Annotated in this window: 13 protein-coding genes, 1 tRNA gene and 1 pseudogene; 2 read left to right on the top strand and 13 right to left on the bottom strand. The window is 59.6% G+C overall.

The genetic code is table 11. The annotated features are described in order from the left end of the window. Positions 1–105: 105 nt before the first annotated feature. A complete protein-coding gene (locus BN1241_RS01405) occupies positions 106–567 on the bottom strand; it encodes a hypothetical protein (protein ID WP_054951950.1) in 462 nt (153 codons plus the stop codon). An 867-nt stretch (positions 568–1,434) separates the two neighbouring features. Between BN1241_RS01405 and BN1241_RS01400 the strand changes: the two genes are divergently transcribed. After that, positions 1,435–2,679, top strand: a complete 1,245-nt coding sequence (locus tag BN1241_RS01400; RefSeq protein ID WP_054951995.1) for an IS256 family transposase — start codon at positions 1,435–1,437, stop codon at positions 2,677–2,679. A gap of 874 nt (positions 2,680–3,553) precedes the next feature. Here BN1241_RS01400 and BN1241_RS01390 read toward each other — a convergent pair. From BN1241_RS01390 to BN1241_RS01370, 6 genes and pseudogenes are all read right to left on the bottom strand, one after another. Then, a tRNA-Arg gene (locus tag BN1241_RS01390) sits at positions 3,554–3,625 on the bottom strand. A 199-nt stretch (positions 3,626–3,824) separates the two neighbouring features. Beyond that, positions 3,825–4,748 carry a universal stress protein gene (locus BN1241_RS01385; protein WP_054951948.1) on the bottom strand — a complete coding sequence of 308 codons (924 nt, stop codon included), beginning with the start codon at positions 4,746–4,748 and terminating at the stop codon, positions 3,825–3,827. Positions 4,749–4,913: 165 nt separating this feature from the next. Further along, a complete protein-coding gene (locus tag BN1241_RS13390) occupies positions 4,914–5,039 on the bottom strand; it encodes a hypothetical protein (protein WP_261795451.1) in 126 nt (41 codons plus the stop codon). Beyond that, positions 5,040–5,192: pseudogene (locus BN1241_RS13540) on the bottom strand (NlpC/P60 family protein); the annotation flags it as partial. Positions 5,193–6,494: 1,302 nt separating this feature from the next. Further along, positions 6,495–7,295, bottom strand: coding sequence for a C40 family peptidase (locus BN1241_RS01375; protein ID WP_054951946.1), 801 nt, complete (start codon positions 7,293–7,295; stop codon positions 6,495–6,497). 84 nt (positions 7,296–7,379) lie between these two features. Then, the gene (locus BN1241_RS01370) at positions 7,380–8,060 is read right to left on the bottom strand and encodes a metal-dependent transcriptional regulator (protein WP_054951945.1); all 681 of its coding nucleotides are present in this window, start codon (positions 8,058–8,060) and stop codon (positions 7,380–7,382) included. 78 nt (positions 8,061–8,138) lie between these two features. Here BN1241_RS01370 and serC point away from each other — a divergent pair, with 78 nt between their 5' ends. Further along, entirely contained in the window at positions 8,139–9,227 is a 1,089-nt protein-coding gene (gene serC, locus BN1241_RS01365) for a phosphoserine transaminase (protein WP_054951944.1), read from the top strand. Here serC and BN1241_RS01360 read toward each other — a convergent pair. The 6 genes from BN1241_RS01360 to BN1241_RS01335 form a co-directional block, all read right to left on the bottom strand. Further along, positions 9,172–10,581 (bottom strand): MFS transporter, encoded by a 1,410-nt coding sequence (locus tag BN1241_RS01360; RefSeq protein ID WP_077138217.1) that lies wholly within the window; start codon positions 10,579–10,581, stop codon positions 9,172–9,174. The two genes, serC and BN1241_RS01360, sit on opposite strands and share 56 nt — an antisense overlap. Further along, positions 10,578–10,916 carry a MarR family winged helix-turn-helix transcriptional regulator gene (locus BN1241_RS01355; protein ID WP_054951943.1) on the bottom strand — a complete coding sequence of 113 codons (339 nt, stop codon included), beginning with the start codon at positions 10,914–10,916 and terminating at the stop codon, positions 10,578–10,580. Before BN1241_RS01355 ends, BN1241_RS01360 begins: the two co-directional genes overlap by 4 nt. A 272-nt stretch (positions 10,917–11,188) precedes the next feature. Beyond that, complete coding sequence (locus BN1241_RS01350) at positions 11,189–12,625, bottom strand: NCS2 family permease (protein WP_230198223.1); 1,437 nt, start codon at positions 12,623–12,625, stop codon at positions 11,189–11,191. Between the two features lie 86 nt (positions 12,626–12,711). After that, positions 12,712–13,932, bottom strand: coding sequence for a mannose-6-phosphate isomerase, class I (gene manA, locus BN1241_RS01345; RefSeq protein ID WP_054951942.1), 1,221 nt, complete (start codon positions 13,930–13,932; stop codon positions 12,712–12,714). Continuing rightward, positions 13,932–14,699, bottom strand: coding sequence for a DUF3027 domain-containing protein (locus BN1241_RS01340; RefSeq protein WP_054951941.1), 768 nt, complete (start codon positions 14,697–14,699; stop codon positions 13,932–13,934). Before BN1241_RS01340 ends, manA begins: the two co-directional genes overlap by 1 nt. Beyond that, the gene (locus BN1241_RS01335) at positions 14,696–15,070 is read right to left on the bottom strand and encodes a cold-shock protein (RefSeq protein ID WP_054951940.1); all 375 of its coding nucleotides are present in this window, start codon (positions 15,068–15,070) and stop codon (positions 14,696–14,698) included. Before BN1241_RS01335 ends, BN1241_RS01340 begins: the two co-directional genes overlap by 4 nt. Positions 15,071–15,292 lie beyond the last annotated feature (222 nt).

Raw genomic sequence — 15,292 nt, 5'->3', positions numbered from 1 at the left:
TGAGCGTTATGCTCGCATCCAGCTGGAGGCCCACGACTGTTAAGCGATGACAATCTGGCGGGAAGTACAGTGAATAGGCCGTAGACAGTTACCGGGACCCACAGGTCACCAGTCCCGCGTGGGATCGGTCAGGCTGGTGATCTCGGCCTCGGGGATGGTACCCGACGTATCCGTGATCTTCACGGTGACATCCGCCCCCCTATCCCAACCGGACGGAAGACTATCATTGCCAACGTCCTTGCGAGTAAATCCATTGCCCTCGAAGTCGTAATTCTCCGGGACCGGAATCAGCAAATCCGGCCAACTACATTCAGTCAGAAAGTCCTCGGGCATGATCTCATCTTCAGTTCCAAAACCGGACTCGTCAACCGAGTAGCAGAGCTCCATAGCATCCGCATCATCCTCGTAGCTGAGCGCAATATGCTCAAGAGCGAATTCATCCCCAACCTTAGCCTGAGAGAGCTTCTTAGGTCCCGTTTTATAGTTGAGAACTTCGGGAGATGAAGAACAAGCGACCAGAGCAATACCGATCATCCCGGCTAGCACAACCTGTTGCAACTTCATCATGGCACCTGTCTCGTATCGATCCTGAAATTTTGACCTGCGGTAGCATCCATATAGAGATGGATTGCGCTGATCTTAGTAAAAATAGAGTGACCAGATCCACTATTTGCTGAACCGCCAGTAACTAACGGACAAAGCTCCTTACCACCCTTATGTATCCCAACTGCGACGCGATACCCTTGGGGATTCTTATAGACCCATCCACCTCCGGAGTCACCGCGGCACGCATCATAATTATCTACCCTCACCCGGGGTCCGAGGACTCCTCCTGGATAGCCTCCCACTGTCCCGCACATGTCACCCGAACGAGTTCGACGAGCATGGAGGCATACTACATCTCCTCTTGCTACCCCCACGCTACCGGCAGTGTAATAATAGACGCCAACGGGACTATTGTTGAGCAAGACCATCTCCGGGCCCCCATCACGGGCAATACCAGCAAAAGTTCGGGTTGGCCCTGAAAGCCATCCCTTCGAGCCTCCGAGCCAGTACGGGTTGCTAATTCGAACGCGTGTCCAATCAACACCAGTTGGTTCAATTTTGTGTGACTCTCGAACTTTCCCTATATATTGCTCGCCATGCTTAACGGTTTGGCCGACAATACTCGCATTCTTGCCACCATTTTCATGAAAAGTCGTGATGAGCCAGCGACTACCGTCAGCTGCGGTCGCGGTGAAACCTGCAGATGAAATCCTGCCACCTGGCAAGCTCACGGTGACTCCAGAGCGAAGCGGACGCCCCGCATAGTAGTGCCCCTTAGAGTGGTGTAACCGCACGGTGATCGTGTGCGTCGTTGCTGACATGGACGCGGTCACCGTCGGAGTCCTTCGAGAAAGCCTTCTACTTCTCACTCGAAAGGACATCACCACGATGACCGCTCCTCATATTATCGACCCTGCAGGCCTGCCAAGTGAAGCCCTGGCCGAAGCATCTCCAGATCTCATGCGCGACCTGCTTCAAACCATGATCAACGCCCTGCTCTCAGCCGACGCGGATGCCGTGGTCGGAGCCGAATACGGTAAACCCAGCCCCGACCGGATCACCCAGCGCAATGGCTACCGCCACCGCCCCTTAGACACCAGGGTGGGCACCATCGACGTCGCCGTCCCTAAGCTGCGGGCTGGCACCTATTTCCCTGACTGGCTCCTCGAACGCAGAAAACGAGCCGAAACAGCACTGATCACCGTTGTTGCTGACTGCTACCTCGCCGGCGTAAGCACTCGGCGGATGGACAAGCTCGTGAAAACCCTCGGCATCCATTCCCTATCGAAATCGCAGGTCTCACGCATGGCCGCAGACCTGGATGAACACGTGGACCAGTTCCGCCACCGACCTTTGGATCAGGCCGGTCCGTTCACGTTCGTCGCTGCTGATGCGCTCACGATGAAAGTGCGCGAGGGCGGGCGTGTGATTAACGCGGTCGTCCTCATCGCTACCGGTGTCAACGCTGATGGTAGGCGTGAAGTCATGGGATTACGTGTAGCAACGTCAGAGACCGGCACTGCCTGGAACAGCTTCTTTGCTGACCTGGTTGCCCGTGGCCTGACCGGGGTCCGACTGGTGACTTCTGATGCTCACCCGGGCCTGGTACAGGCGATCGCAGCAAACCTGCCGGGCGCCTCGTGGCAGCGGTGCCGGACCCATGACGCCGCGAATCTGATGAGCGTGACACCCAAGAGCTACTGGCCAGCAGTCAAAGCGATGCTGCACTCGGTCTATGACCAGCCCGACGCGGCCAGCGTGCACGCCCAGTTCGACCGGCTCTTAGATGACGTGGGCGAGAGACTCCCTGCCGTGCACGATCACCTAGACGCTGCTCGGGCGGACATCCTTGCCTTCACTGCCTTTCCGAGCCCGGTGTGGGCCCAGATCTGGTCCAACAACCCCAATGAACGCCTCAACCGTGAAATCCGTCGCCGTACCGATTCGGTGGGGATCTTCCCCAACCGGGACGCGATCATCCGCCTGGTCGGTGCGGTCCTTGCCGAGCAGACTGATGAATGGGCTGAAGGCCGCCGCTACCTCAGCCTCGATGTCCTCACCCGAAGCCGCTTCCAAACCGTAGACGACAACGGGATCGAGGTGAACGACGAACCTCTGGAACTCAGCGCCTAACCCCCAAACCAACAAAACGAAGGAAAACCCGCCACACCACTCAAAGGGACTTGACCGATAATCTATTCCATGCTATCCATCTCCGAGCATCGATCGAGTAAGCCTGGAAAGCCGCAGATGAGGTAAAGGAAAAAGACCGGCCGACCAGGAGGGAGGCGAACGGGCTCATTACAGTTGATAAGAGGTTGTCGCTCGTTGCTGCTGACAGGTTGAGGTTTTTGAGCTGGAAGAAGCTGCAGATCGAGATGATCACCATGATCATGACCCCGTGAAGGACTGCTCCTCCGTACCGTCGAAGGTAGCCAATCGTGATTGACTTCGTTTCCTGATTTCCCAGGAAGGCCAGTGACAAGGCGGCCGCCGCAGAGAGAATTTACAGTTCGGCGAAACGAATGAAGATCATGATCTTCACGGCGACCCCGCAACTCTCGAGAGTATGAATGGGAAGAACAGGACAATCATCATTCGAGCCTTGTCGATATTTCCAATGTCTTGCACAGTTTGACGTACGTCATCGGAAAGTTCTTAGCCACGGACTTCTTGGTTTAGACTTGCCATATTTCCGATGATGAGTTCGCCGACTTCGCTCACGGCATCAAGGATGAGATCAACATTCTGAATGGCGATGATGAGGCGGACTGCCTTGAGAATTGCCGCTACCTTAACTTAGGTGCCGATGCGTGAATCACCCTTATAGCGAGACGATATTCGCACCAGATCCAACCGTCAAAATGATCGCAACACTGGATGCCGCAATAGGTTTAGCCACAAAATCTCTGGAATTCCTCACGAAGGCGTAGCATCTAAGCGACGCTACGGTGAAGGTCAAAAGGTAAGAATCAGAGAAAAGCTTTGCAAATCCCTGGCCGATCTGTGCCCTCGATTGGATTCGAACCAACGACCTATCGCTTAGGAGGCGATTGCTCTTCCGCTGAGCTACAAGGGCGAACTCCCCCAGTTTAGCGAATCGTGTGCATCGGTCCTATTCGGGGGGATGAGCATCACACGACACTGCACGGTGCGGGCCAGGCACCACGCATCACGGTTGCTTGAGGGTGTCCTGAGAGACTGCTTTGCCTCAACATCGCCAATATTTCCTTAGCCTGCCGGGGCAACGCAGCTTACTTGTTCCAAGCCGACTTGGACTATTCGGGTCGCTTCCACGGGACATCCGTAACCGTCGGGGGTACGTCGTCACCGGGGCGGATGCGCTTGGGAACCACCATGACCGGGCAGGTCGAGTGGTGCAGGACCGCCTGGCTGGTGGAGCCGAGCAGCAAGCCGGCAAACCCTCCCCTACCTCGAGTGCCGATGACGAGGAGATCAACCGCTGTGGAGAATTCCGCCATGAGGGCGGCGGGATTGCCTTCGAGTGCGTGGGTACGCACGTCAATGTCGTAGCCTTCGGTTGCCTTCTCGACAACGACTTCGAGTCCGCTCCGCACATCATCAAGGACATCGACGGAGTATCCTGCCCCCGGCATCCACGCAATCGAGGAGGTGTTGACGGTCGCAACGGCAGTGAGCTTCGCCTTCCACCGTTCCGCCTCCCATACGGCACGTTCAAGGGCGATGTTGGCGGCCTCAGAACCATCAACGCCTACGACGATGTGGCGGATGGGGAGGCAGGAGCCCTGCGACTGTTCGGGAACCACCACGGTCGGGCAGTAGCCATGTGCGGGAACGGCACTAGATACTGTGCCGAGTAGCCGGTCTGCGAAGGAGCCCTTGCCGCGGCTGCCGATGACGACGGTGGCAACTTTCTTGGACAGTTCAACAAGAACCGCTGCGGGGTCACCGGTCTCGAGCGAGGAGGTGGTTTCCACTCCCGCCTTCTGCGCCCTCATCATCGCCCTGTCGAGATAGTCATTGGCGGCTTCGAAGAGGCGTGAGTCCATGGAGGTGGCGGCACCCTCGAAGGTGTGCGCGGTGTAGGTGGGGAGTTCGTACGAGGTCACGACGTGAAGTTTCGCGTTCCTCCGCTGCGCCTGTTCAATAGCCCAGGTCAGGGCAGTTTCAGATCGTTCCGAGCCATCGATTCCAACAGCTACCACATTCTCATGTGCCATGGTGGCCTCCTCTACGTGCTTGCCACCACTTTACAGGCCGGGGAGGCTCCCGCGACGATCTCCACCAATCCGCAACCTACAAAAATGCCCACTACTTTACGAGAGGCGGTGGGGACGACAATAGGGGAACAGCCCGATGGGCTGCTCCCCTATGTAACTAATGTCTTAGAAGACGCGGAAGTAGGTGGGCGAGCCCCACACTGCGGATTCCTGGGTTCCCATGGAGGGGTTCCAGGCCGCGATGTGCATGCCGTTGCCGGTGTAGATGCCGAGGTGGCCGGGCCACCACATGAGGTCACCGGGCTGTGCCTGCGAAGCAGGGATCTGGGTGCCAACACCGGGGTAGGCGGAGCTGGACAGGCGCACGCCAACGCCCGACTGGGCGTAAACGTAGTTGACGAAGCCAACGCAGTCCCAACCGGCGGGGCTGGTTCCACCCCACACGTAGGGGGCGCCCGCGTAGGAGCGAGCAACTGCGGCGACGGTCGAGCCGGGGCCGGACGATGCGGCGGGGGGCGGAGGAGCGAGCAACTGCGACGACGGTCGAGCCGGTGCCGGACGATGCGGCGGGAGCCGGTGCGGCGGGAGCCGGTGCGGCGGGAGCCGGTGCGGCTACCTGCTGCTGGGTGGTTGCCACCTGGGTCTGAGCGGTCTCAGCGGGGGCTACTGCAGCGGGAGCGGCGGGCTCTTCCGTGACGGCGGGAGTGGCTTCTTCAACCACGGTCGTCTCAGCCGGAGCTTCTACGACCTCTTCTTCTACAACTTCTTCTACGACGGGCTCCTCAATAACGGGAGCTTCCGCGGTTACAGAGACCTCATCGAGGGCGAAGTCTTTCGCACCATCGGTCTGGACTGTAAATTCCGCCGCAGTTTCTTCGACGGGCTTCTCAGCGAGCTCAATACGCTCAGAGGCGTCGATCTGCTCTTCAGAGCCAACTGCCGAAGGGACGGTGATACTGAACAGAAGGCCCGCAGTTGCGGCGCCTGCAGTAACGGCTCCCGCGGCCATGGGCTTGATCGGAGCAGCTGCCGCGTGACGGCCGGTGCGCTGGGACTTGGTCATTGTTTTCTCCATGCGGGCGAGCCCGCGTGTTTCATTCGTCTTAAGGTCTTGCTGATGCCGAGCTGACATCGGTCCGTTGTTCGAACTTCCAAAACTATAACAATATTGAAACGGTGATGTCACGCTTCGATAACAATTTATTGCGGTGACCGTGACCTCGTTTTCCAGAACCGCTTGTTTTCAACGAAAGGTCCCGCGACCGCAGTCACAAAACGTTATAAATGTGTCTCACACCATGCTTGTTACAGCATTTTTCCCGCTACTTTCTCCAGTTTTTCGTTATTTTCTACATTTGCCCAGGACCTGAACTTGCGAAAATAACAGTTTGATTTCGCTACCCTTTGGTCCCAGATTGCATCACGAGCCAGTGGCAAGTTTCCGGTTAGCACGCAATCCCGGAAGTTAGACCAGCATCGTTGCTGAACCTGCGAGAAGAATGGACCTGAAACTGATCGTCCCTCACGACTCTTGGACAATCTTTGCTGCACCTGCGTGGAACGAACGCTTGCTACTCTGCCATACCATTACCTGGAGCAACCATCCGAGTACTGTGTGAGCGGGAGTCGCTCCCTCTGCAGGTAGGGACGCGACCGGGCAAGCTCGGAGCTGGGGATGTGATTCAGGGAGGGGCGATGCCCCTCCCTGAATGGTGAAGTTTGGTGCGAGCCGTGGTGGCTGGCAGCTTAGCCTACGCGGATGTAGGTGGGGCTTCCGTAGACCGGGCCCTCGTAGGTTCCCGAGGAAGGGTTGCGTGCAGCGATGTGCATGCCATTACCGGTGTAGATGCCGATGTGACCGGGCCAGTAGACGAGGTCGCCGGGCTGCGCCTGGGAGGCGGAGACGATCGTGCCGGAGCCGGCCTGTGCCGAGGACGAGCGAGGCAACGAGATACCAGCCTGTGCGAAAACGTAGGAGGTGAAGCCGGAGCAGTCCCAACCGGAGGGGGTGCTGCCACCGTAAACGTAAGGGGCACCAACGTACTGGCGTGCAATAGCAACGACTGAGGAGTTAGATGCTGCAGGTGCGGGAGCGGGAGCGGGTGCTACCTCGGCCGGCGCTGCCGCAGCTTCCTGGGTCTGTGCAGGTGCTGCCTGGGTGGCAGGAGCCTCGTCAACGACAGTTTCCTGGGGGGCGACCTGTGTGGGTGCCTCGTTGGTAACGGTTTCTTCAACGACCGTGTCTTCGACAACGACTTCTTCGACCTCCTCAACGACGGGCTCCGGGGCCTCGGTCGAGGAAACGGTGATGTCGGTCAACTCAACGGCAGCCTCGGCGGGAAGGTCAACGTCGATGACGGATGCTTCCGGCGCCTCAACGGTGTCGAGGGCGAGGGGCTTGGCCGGGCTAGCGTCGCTCTCCGATGAGGGGGCTGCGACGGCGGCTGTTGCCGTCATTCCCAGCGCTGCCGATACTGCTGCGACGGCAACCGCGGATGATGTATGCACCTTGGTAGCCGCGTGGCGGCCGGTGGAACGCTTGGTCATGATTCTCCTGAACGTGGTCTGTTCTACCACACAAGAGAATAACGGAAGATAACAAAAGTGTCACGAAGAATTACAAATTGTGACTCAGGCGTCAATGAAGAGGTGCTTGCCGATGCTGCCGGGGAGGCTGTTGAGGGTCGATTGCGAGCCGGTGATGGTGAGACCTTCCCCTGATTTCACGACGGTAATCTCTTGGCCGGGCAGGATCCCTGCCTTCTGGAACAAGCCGAGAAGATCAACATCAACCTGGAGAGGTTCGGCGATGCGTCGGAGTGTCGCGGTGACCGTGTCGGTGAAGTCGTGTTCAGCGAGCGACACGAGTCCGCTTTCGTGGGCGACGAGGTTGCCGGGGCCTTCGGTCATGGCGGGGATGGGGTTGCCATACGGGTCCATGCTGACATCGCCCAGCATGCTTTCCACCTGGCTCGTGACCCGGTCGGACATGACGTGCTCCCAGCGGCAGGCTTCCTCGTGGACGTACTGCCAGTCGAGACCAATGACGTCGGTGAGGAGGCGTTCGGCGAGTCGGTGCTTGCGCATAACCTCGGTAGCTTTCCTGCGTCCCTCGGTGGTGAGTTCGAGTTGACGGCTGGAGTTGATGTTGAGGAGGCCGTCGCGGGAGAGTCGATTGACGGTTTCAGATACCGTGGGTCCGGAGTGGTCGAGTCTTTCGGCGATGCGGGCCCGCAGGGGTGGGATCCCTTCTTCCTCAAGCTCGTACACAGTTTTGAGGTACATTTCCCCGGTATCAATCAAATCTGCCACAATGCCTCCTACGCAAGACTCCGTCCATATTATCTGGACACCCGGTAAAAATTCGTTGAAGTTTGCGAAGATCATGACATGACGATTCCACGCGAGCTTCTTCCCAGTGACGGCCGATTCGGATCGGGACCTTCCCGCATTCCGTCTTCTCATCTGAGCTTAGACCCTTCCTGGATGGGAACATCCCACAGGAAGGCTCCAGTGAAGAACATCCTGGGCTCAATTAGAGAAGGTATCGCTCACCTTTTTAATCTTCCCGATGGCTACGAGGTGGCACTGGGTAATGGTGGTGCTTCGCTGCTGTGGGATGCGATCCCGTTCTGTTTGGTGGAGGATCAGGCGAAGGCCTCGACGTTTGGCCAGTTCTCTAGCAAGGCCGCTTCTGCGATCGACAAGAACCCGTTCGTGAGTTCACCGATCGTGACGAAGCTGGAGCCGGGCGCTGCCGCGTTGCCTACGAGCGAGGAGGGTGTGGACACCTACCTTTATCCCCACAACGAGACGTCGACGGGTGCGATGTTGCCGGTCAAGCGGGTGGGCGGGGATGAGGCGCTGACCGTCGTTGATGGGACCTCGTCGGCCGGTGCTGTTGCTTACGACCCTGCCGAGGCCGATGTCTACTACTTCTCTCCCCAGAAGGCATTTGCGGCAGACGGTGGGCTGTGGCTTGCGGTCCTCTCCCCCGCGGCAGTTTCCCGCATCGAGCACCTCACCGCCGAGCGGTGGGTTCCCGACATTCTCAACCTCAACCTGGCACTGACGAATTCCCGGCAGAACCAGACTCTCAACACTCCGGCACTCGCCACCCTGCACCTGCTCCATGCTCAGCTCGAGTGGATGATGCAGCAGGGTGGGCTGTCAGCAATGGATGCTCGGACGAAGGAATCCTCGAGCCTCATCTACGACTGGGCTGAGCGCACCGAGTGGGCTCACCCGTTCGTGGACGAGTCCGTTCGATCCCAGGTGGTTGTCACGGTCGATGTGGATCTGCCGGCCGGTGAGATCTCACGGATCTGCCGCGAATCGGGAATTGTCGATATTGATAGCTACCGTGGGCTGGGGCGTAACCAGTTGCGGATCGCTACCTTCCCGGCAACGGATCCGGGTGAGGTTAGGGCTCTTCTGGAGTCGCTGACCTGGGTGGGACAGCAACTGTCGACGAACTGATCGCCGCCATCTCCGATGTCGTCGCATCGAGCGTTCGTTCGCTCGTGCGGCGCTTCGCCTTCTCGGCGGCCCGACGGGCCCTGTTCTCAGCGTGCTCGGCCGGGCCGATGATGAGGAGGTGGGGTGTTTCGTCCCTGCGGTACTCGAAGGTCACGCGCCAGTTCTTGCGCGCCCAGATCAGCGCACCCACGGACACGACGAGTGCGGAGATGGCGCCAATACCGATGCCCCAGCGGGGGTGAACGCCATCTGAGATGGCACCGACGATCGGGGCGCCGATCGGGGTGGAGCCCATGAGCACCACCTGATATAGCGCCATGATCCGCCCGCGGATCGCGGGATCAACGGAGCTCTGGATTGCCATGTTCGCAGAGGTGAGCATCGTGAGCGTGAAGTAGCCGACGAGGATGCAGGAGATGGCGTAGGTCCAGTAGGTCGGCATCATCGCATTGATCCCGGCAGCAATGCCGAAGCCAAAGGCCGACATGACCACCAGTCGCACCCGCGATTCTTTCCTGCGCGCCGCCATGAGCGCACCGGTCAGGGATCCAATCGCCATGATCGAGCCGAGTAGGCCGTACTCGCCCGCGTCCTTACCGAACACTTCGGATGCCATGCTCGCGCTCGTCAGCTGAAAGTTCAGGCCCAGGCAGGAGACAACACCGGCCACGACCATGATGACGATAATGTCGGAGCGGTGCCGAACGTAGGATACTGCCTGCCGGATCTGCCCTTTTGCGCGGGGCTGGGGCACGCTGCTGTGGAAGTCTTTCGACCTCATAATCATGAGGCCGATGAGGGTCGCACCAAACGAGAAGCCATTGATCACGAAGACCCAGCCGGTTCCGACAGCGGCGATAAGGAGGCCGGCGACCGCGGGGCCGAGCAGGCGCGCGGAGTTGAAGCTTGCCGAGTTGAGACCGATTGCGTTGGCCAGATGGGACGGGGGAACAAGTTCGGAAACGAAGACTTGGCGGGGCGGGGTGTCAAAAGCGGACACGGTGCCGAGCACGAACGCGAAAACGTAGACAAGTTCAACGGTGGCATGGTCGGTTAGGACAAGCACGCCCAGCCCGAGGGCAAGAAGGCCCATGAGGGACTGGGTGACGTACATGATCTTCCGCTTGTCATACCTGTCAGCAAGCACCCCCGCATACGGAGTAACAAGAAGGAGTGGAAGAAACTGGAGCGCAGTTGTCACACCGACAGCAAAGGCATCATTGTCCGTCAGTTCGGTGAGAACGAGCCAGTCCTGTGCCACCCTCTGCATCCACGTACCCGTGTTGGCGACAATGGCCGTGAAGAACCATACCCTGTAGTTATAGATTTTGAGCGAAAGAAACGTGCGACTCACGTGGTAGGCAACCCCCTCATGAGCTCCGCTGCGCGGGCCAAGACGAGGATGTCATCCTCCTTTAATTCCTGAAGAAAGTTTCGTATACCTGCCGTGCCTGACGATGCTGCCTCGATAAGCGTGTCGCGGCCCTCCTCGGTCATGCTGACAACAACCCGTCTGCCATCAGCCTCGTCCCGCACCCTCTCGACCAACCCCTGGTCGGTCATGGAGGCAATGAGTTTGGACATGGAGGGCATGGAAACGCGTTCGTGTCGCGCCAATTCACTCATGCTCATAGGACCCTGGTTTAAAGCCCGAAGAACGCAATAGCGTGACTCGCCAACCTTCGCCATTCCCCGAACCGATCGGGACATGTGAAGGACCGCTACCCTTAAGGATTCTCCAACGTCATCACGATCAAGCACGATTACTTAGTTTAGCAAACTATTAGCCACGGAAACCATAGCAGGATGGCATCTACTCGATCACAGTCACGTGGGTTTCGGCGTGCAATGCACAGTGCGCCACCCGGATGGGTGGCGCACTGGCGCTGTATTCAATTCATGGAGAGCATGGAGAGATCTGGCAGAGATCAATAAGGGTGACTGCCGCCCTCCCACTTCTCCTAGGCGAGGCCGAGGGCGGTCTCGATGGGTCCGCGCACGAAGTAGAACACGAACAGGATGCTGACGACCCACAGGAGCGGGTGCACCTTGCGGCGAGCAACCGCTGCGAGGATGACGTAGGAGATGAAGCCCATGCCGATACCGACGGTGATGGAGTAGGCGAAAGGCATGAAGACGATCGTCAGGAAGGCGGGAATGCCGACGACGAGATCCTGCCAGTCGATCTGCCCGACCTGCTGCATCATAAGGAAGCCAACAACAACGAGTGCCGGGGTGGCAGCCTCGTAGGGAACCATGCCGGCAAGCGGCGCCAAGAACGTGCATGCCAAGAACAGGATGCCCGTGGTGACGGAGGCGAGACCGGTGCGAGCACCGTCTGCCACGCCGGTGGCAGACTCGATGTAGGCAGTGTTCGAGGAGACGCCACCAGCGCCGCCGGCGATAGCGCCAAGGGAGTCAATGGCGAGGATCTGGCGCATGCGCGGCGGGTTGCCATCCTTGTCGAGGAGATTACCTTCCGAACCAACGGCCACCATCGTGCCCATCGTGTCGAAGAAGTCGGCGAGCATGAGGGAGAAGACGAGAACGAGGACGGCAATGACCGAGATCTTCTCGAAGGGTCCGGCGATGGAGAAAACACCAATGGTGGAGAATTCGGGAACCGAGACGGGCGAGCCCTGGAGGGAGGGAACGGTCAGCCCCCAACCGGTCGGGTTCGAACCATCGGGGCCCTGGGCACCGAGCTTGAAGATCGCCTCAACGACAATGGCGGAGATCGTCGCGATTACAATGCCGATGAGGATCGCGCCGCGCACCTTCTTCACCATGAGGACGATGATCGACAGCAGGCCGATGATGAAGACAATGAGCGGCCAGGACGCGATCGAACCGTTGATGCCAAGATCGAGCGGGGTTCCGGAACCGGGACGGATAATGCCGGCGTTCACCAGGCCAACGAGGGCGATGAAGAGACCGATGCCGACCGAGATCGCGGTCTTGAGGAACCCGGGAACTGCTTTAAAAATAGCTTCCCGTAGGCCCGAGAGCACGAGAAGCAGGATGACGATACCTTCGAGGACGACGATGCCCATGGCATCCGCCCACGTCATTCCCGGGAGCGAGACGACCGTGTAGGCCAGCATCGCGTTCAGGCCAAGTCCGGCTGCGATCGCCATCGGGTAGTTGGCGACCGTACCCATCAGAAGCGACATGACACCGGCCACGAGAGCGGTACCGGCCGCGATGGCGGGGGTGTTGGCACCGTCGGTGCCGCCGCCCAGGAAGTGCCCGGTCGAGTCAGGTGTGGAGAGGATGATCGGGTTGAGGACAAGGATGTAGCTCATCGCGAAGAAGGTGACGAGCCCACCACGGAGCTCCTGACCCACGGAGGAGCCACGTTCGGTGATTTTAAACGTGCGGTTCAGTAGTTCGTTCACTCCACCGATAGTTGACGAAAAAACGTTCCCAACAAACTCCCATCTCACCCAATGAGAAGAAAAGAGTCCGAACTTTGAGACAGTAGTTAGGGAATGTCGGCCTGAATCAGAGTGCCCACGCCCTGGACCTGCAGGTTTCCTTCATCGGCCCTCACGAAGGCGGCCTCGCCGAGGTTCAATGTGATTCCCTGCTCCTTCGTCGAAACCTCGATCGCACCCGACAGTGCGAGCAGGATTCGGGGGCCCCGACCCGGCAGCGGTCGCTTCGTCGTCCAGTCCATGAGTTCCGTAACCGACAGCTCAAAATCATCGACCGGAGCGTAGTAGGTGCGCGTCACCTCACTCACGTGCTCGGGGGCGATGCGGATCGGCGGGGCGGCCGTGTAGTCGACCGTGGCCAGCAGCTCGGGAACATCGATGCGCTTGGAAGTAAGTCCGGCCCGAAGCACGTTGTCGGAGTTCGCCATGATCTCCACCCCGGTCCCAGCAAGATAGGCATGGACCGTGCCCGCGGGCACAAACAGGGCTTCACCCGGTTGCAGGGTCACGGGGTTAAGAAGGAGGGAGGCAACAATTCCGGGGTCGCCCGGATAGTAGGCCGCCAGGTGATTGACGATCCGGTCCGCGCGGGCCGACGGTGAGGTGCCGGTGCGGAGGCGCTCGCGGCATCCCTGCACCAGCTCGTCGATCTCTTCCACGCTCGGCCTGGTCTCATCGCTCAGCAGGTATTCGAAGCAGGCCCTCATGCCGACCGGCGACATGTCATCCGCGAGGAACGTTAGGAGGGTGTCGGCGATCGTGCAGGGCAGTCCGCCCACCACTTCCATGACCCGCCTCGGCGCCCTAAACCCGGCAATCGCCTCGAACTTGGTGACCGCGAGAAGCAGTTCCGGCTTGTGATTGCGATCGAGGTAATTGCGTTCCGGATCGGCAATGTCGACGCCCGCCGCTTCTTCATCGTCGAAGCGCCTGCGCGCCTGGGCGCGGGAGGGGTGCACCTGGAGGGAAAGCGGTTGGTCGGGGGCAATGAGTTTCAGGAGGTAGGGCAGGGAGCTGCCCACGCGCGACAGGGTGGCTCCGAGACAACCTTCCGGGTCCCGATCAATGTAATCAAGAAGGTTCTGCTCGGCCGGTTTGCCCTCCGGGTTGTAGACGATGCCGTCCGCGAGTTCGGCCGGCCCCAGCGGGTGGGTGCCGAGCCAGATCTCTGCGACCGGGCCACGGCTTGGTGGCAGATCAAACATCTTGGGGATCGCAACGGCAGAGCCCCAGGCGTAGTCCTTAATTGCTCCCCGTAGCCGCTCCATTAGTTCGAGCTTTCTACGATTTCGATATCGGATTCGTTAATGACCGGCTCGGTCTGAACCCACAGCTTCTTTTGCCGGGGCGCATCCGTTTCGGAATGGGCGCCGCAGCCGTGATCGAGTGACACGACCTTGCCATCGTCTGGCGACCACTCGTTCGCGCACACACCGAAGAGGCTGCGGGCGGAGCCCGCCATGAGCATCATAAACCCGCATGTCGAGCAATTACCCTTCGCCGCTCGGGTCGAGGGATTGTTGGGGCCGCGGTCTGAGTCGTACCAACGGGAGAATGCTTCCTTGCGGCCCTCGATCGAGAGCACGCGTTCCCTGCCGAGTCCCAGCTCAAACTCTTGGAGCTGGTCAGCATCGTCGCTCGTGTCCTGGAATCCTTCGACGAGCCGGTAGTCATCAGCACGGTACGGGAGCGGTTCGGTCCCCGTCACGTCTTCCGGTTCGAGGCGGTCTGCCCACGGCACCCAGTCGGGTGCAAGCAGGGCGTTCGGGCCGGGCTTGAGCGACATTTCGTTGATCGTGACCTTGCGGGAGCGGGAGGCTCTCGCAACAGTCACCGCCCAGTACCAGCCGGTGTAGCCGGGCAGGACGCAGTCGAAGGCATGGGTGAGGACCCGCTCCCCTTCGAGGACCACGCCGCGGTGCTCGCCGATGGATTCTTCGGGCGTGATCTCGATGAGCGCGGTGCGCGCAATGTCGACCGCGCCAGCGAGGGTTTTTTCCTTCGTCACTGACTGGACGGGTTCAAGTCGGCTCATGCGTCAAACTCACTCGCGAGGGTACGGAGGGCTTGGGCGATGCGGTGACCGCCCTCTGGGTAGCGGCCGCGGCGCAACTGTCCCGAAGCGGAATCAAGAATCTTAATCAGGTCCTCAATGATGGGAACCATGTCCTCGGGCTTGCGGCGGCTCGCCTTGGCCACCGAGACAGGTGCTTCCTTGACCTCTACGGACAGGGCGTGCAGGCCGCGACGGCCCTCGGCAACCGAGTACTCCACGGAGGCACCCTTGCGGGGGCGGACTCCGACCGGGAGGACGGATTCCGGGAAGTACACATCACGGCCATCATCGCCGGTGATGTAACCAAAGCCCTTGTCCTGGCTAAAGAACTTTACCTTGCCTGTAGGCACGTCAGCTCCTTCTTGTTATAGAGATACTGTTCCAGTCTACCGTCTAGGGCAAGAACTTGACCGCCGCCTGAGCGGCCGTTTTTGCCCCGCAAGTTAGCCGGTTGCGAAACATTCACCCTAAAATCCTCAACAATGTGCCGGGAACCACAAAACCGCTAAACTGACAGCAGTGCTCTCCAGCCGTTTCGGCCGAGACCACCCCTGTTCGTGAGTCCCCGACCT

Origin of the sequence: Flaviflexus massiliensis (assembly GCF_001375495.1) — a bacterium.
GTDB lineage: Bacteria > Actinomycetota > Actinomycetes > Actinomycetales > Actinomycetaceae > Flaviflexus > Flaviflexus massiliensis.
Note: the sequence above shows the minus strand (reverse complement) of the source record. Positions and strands in the feature narration are given on the sequence as shown.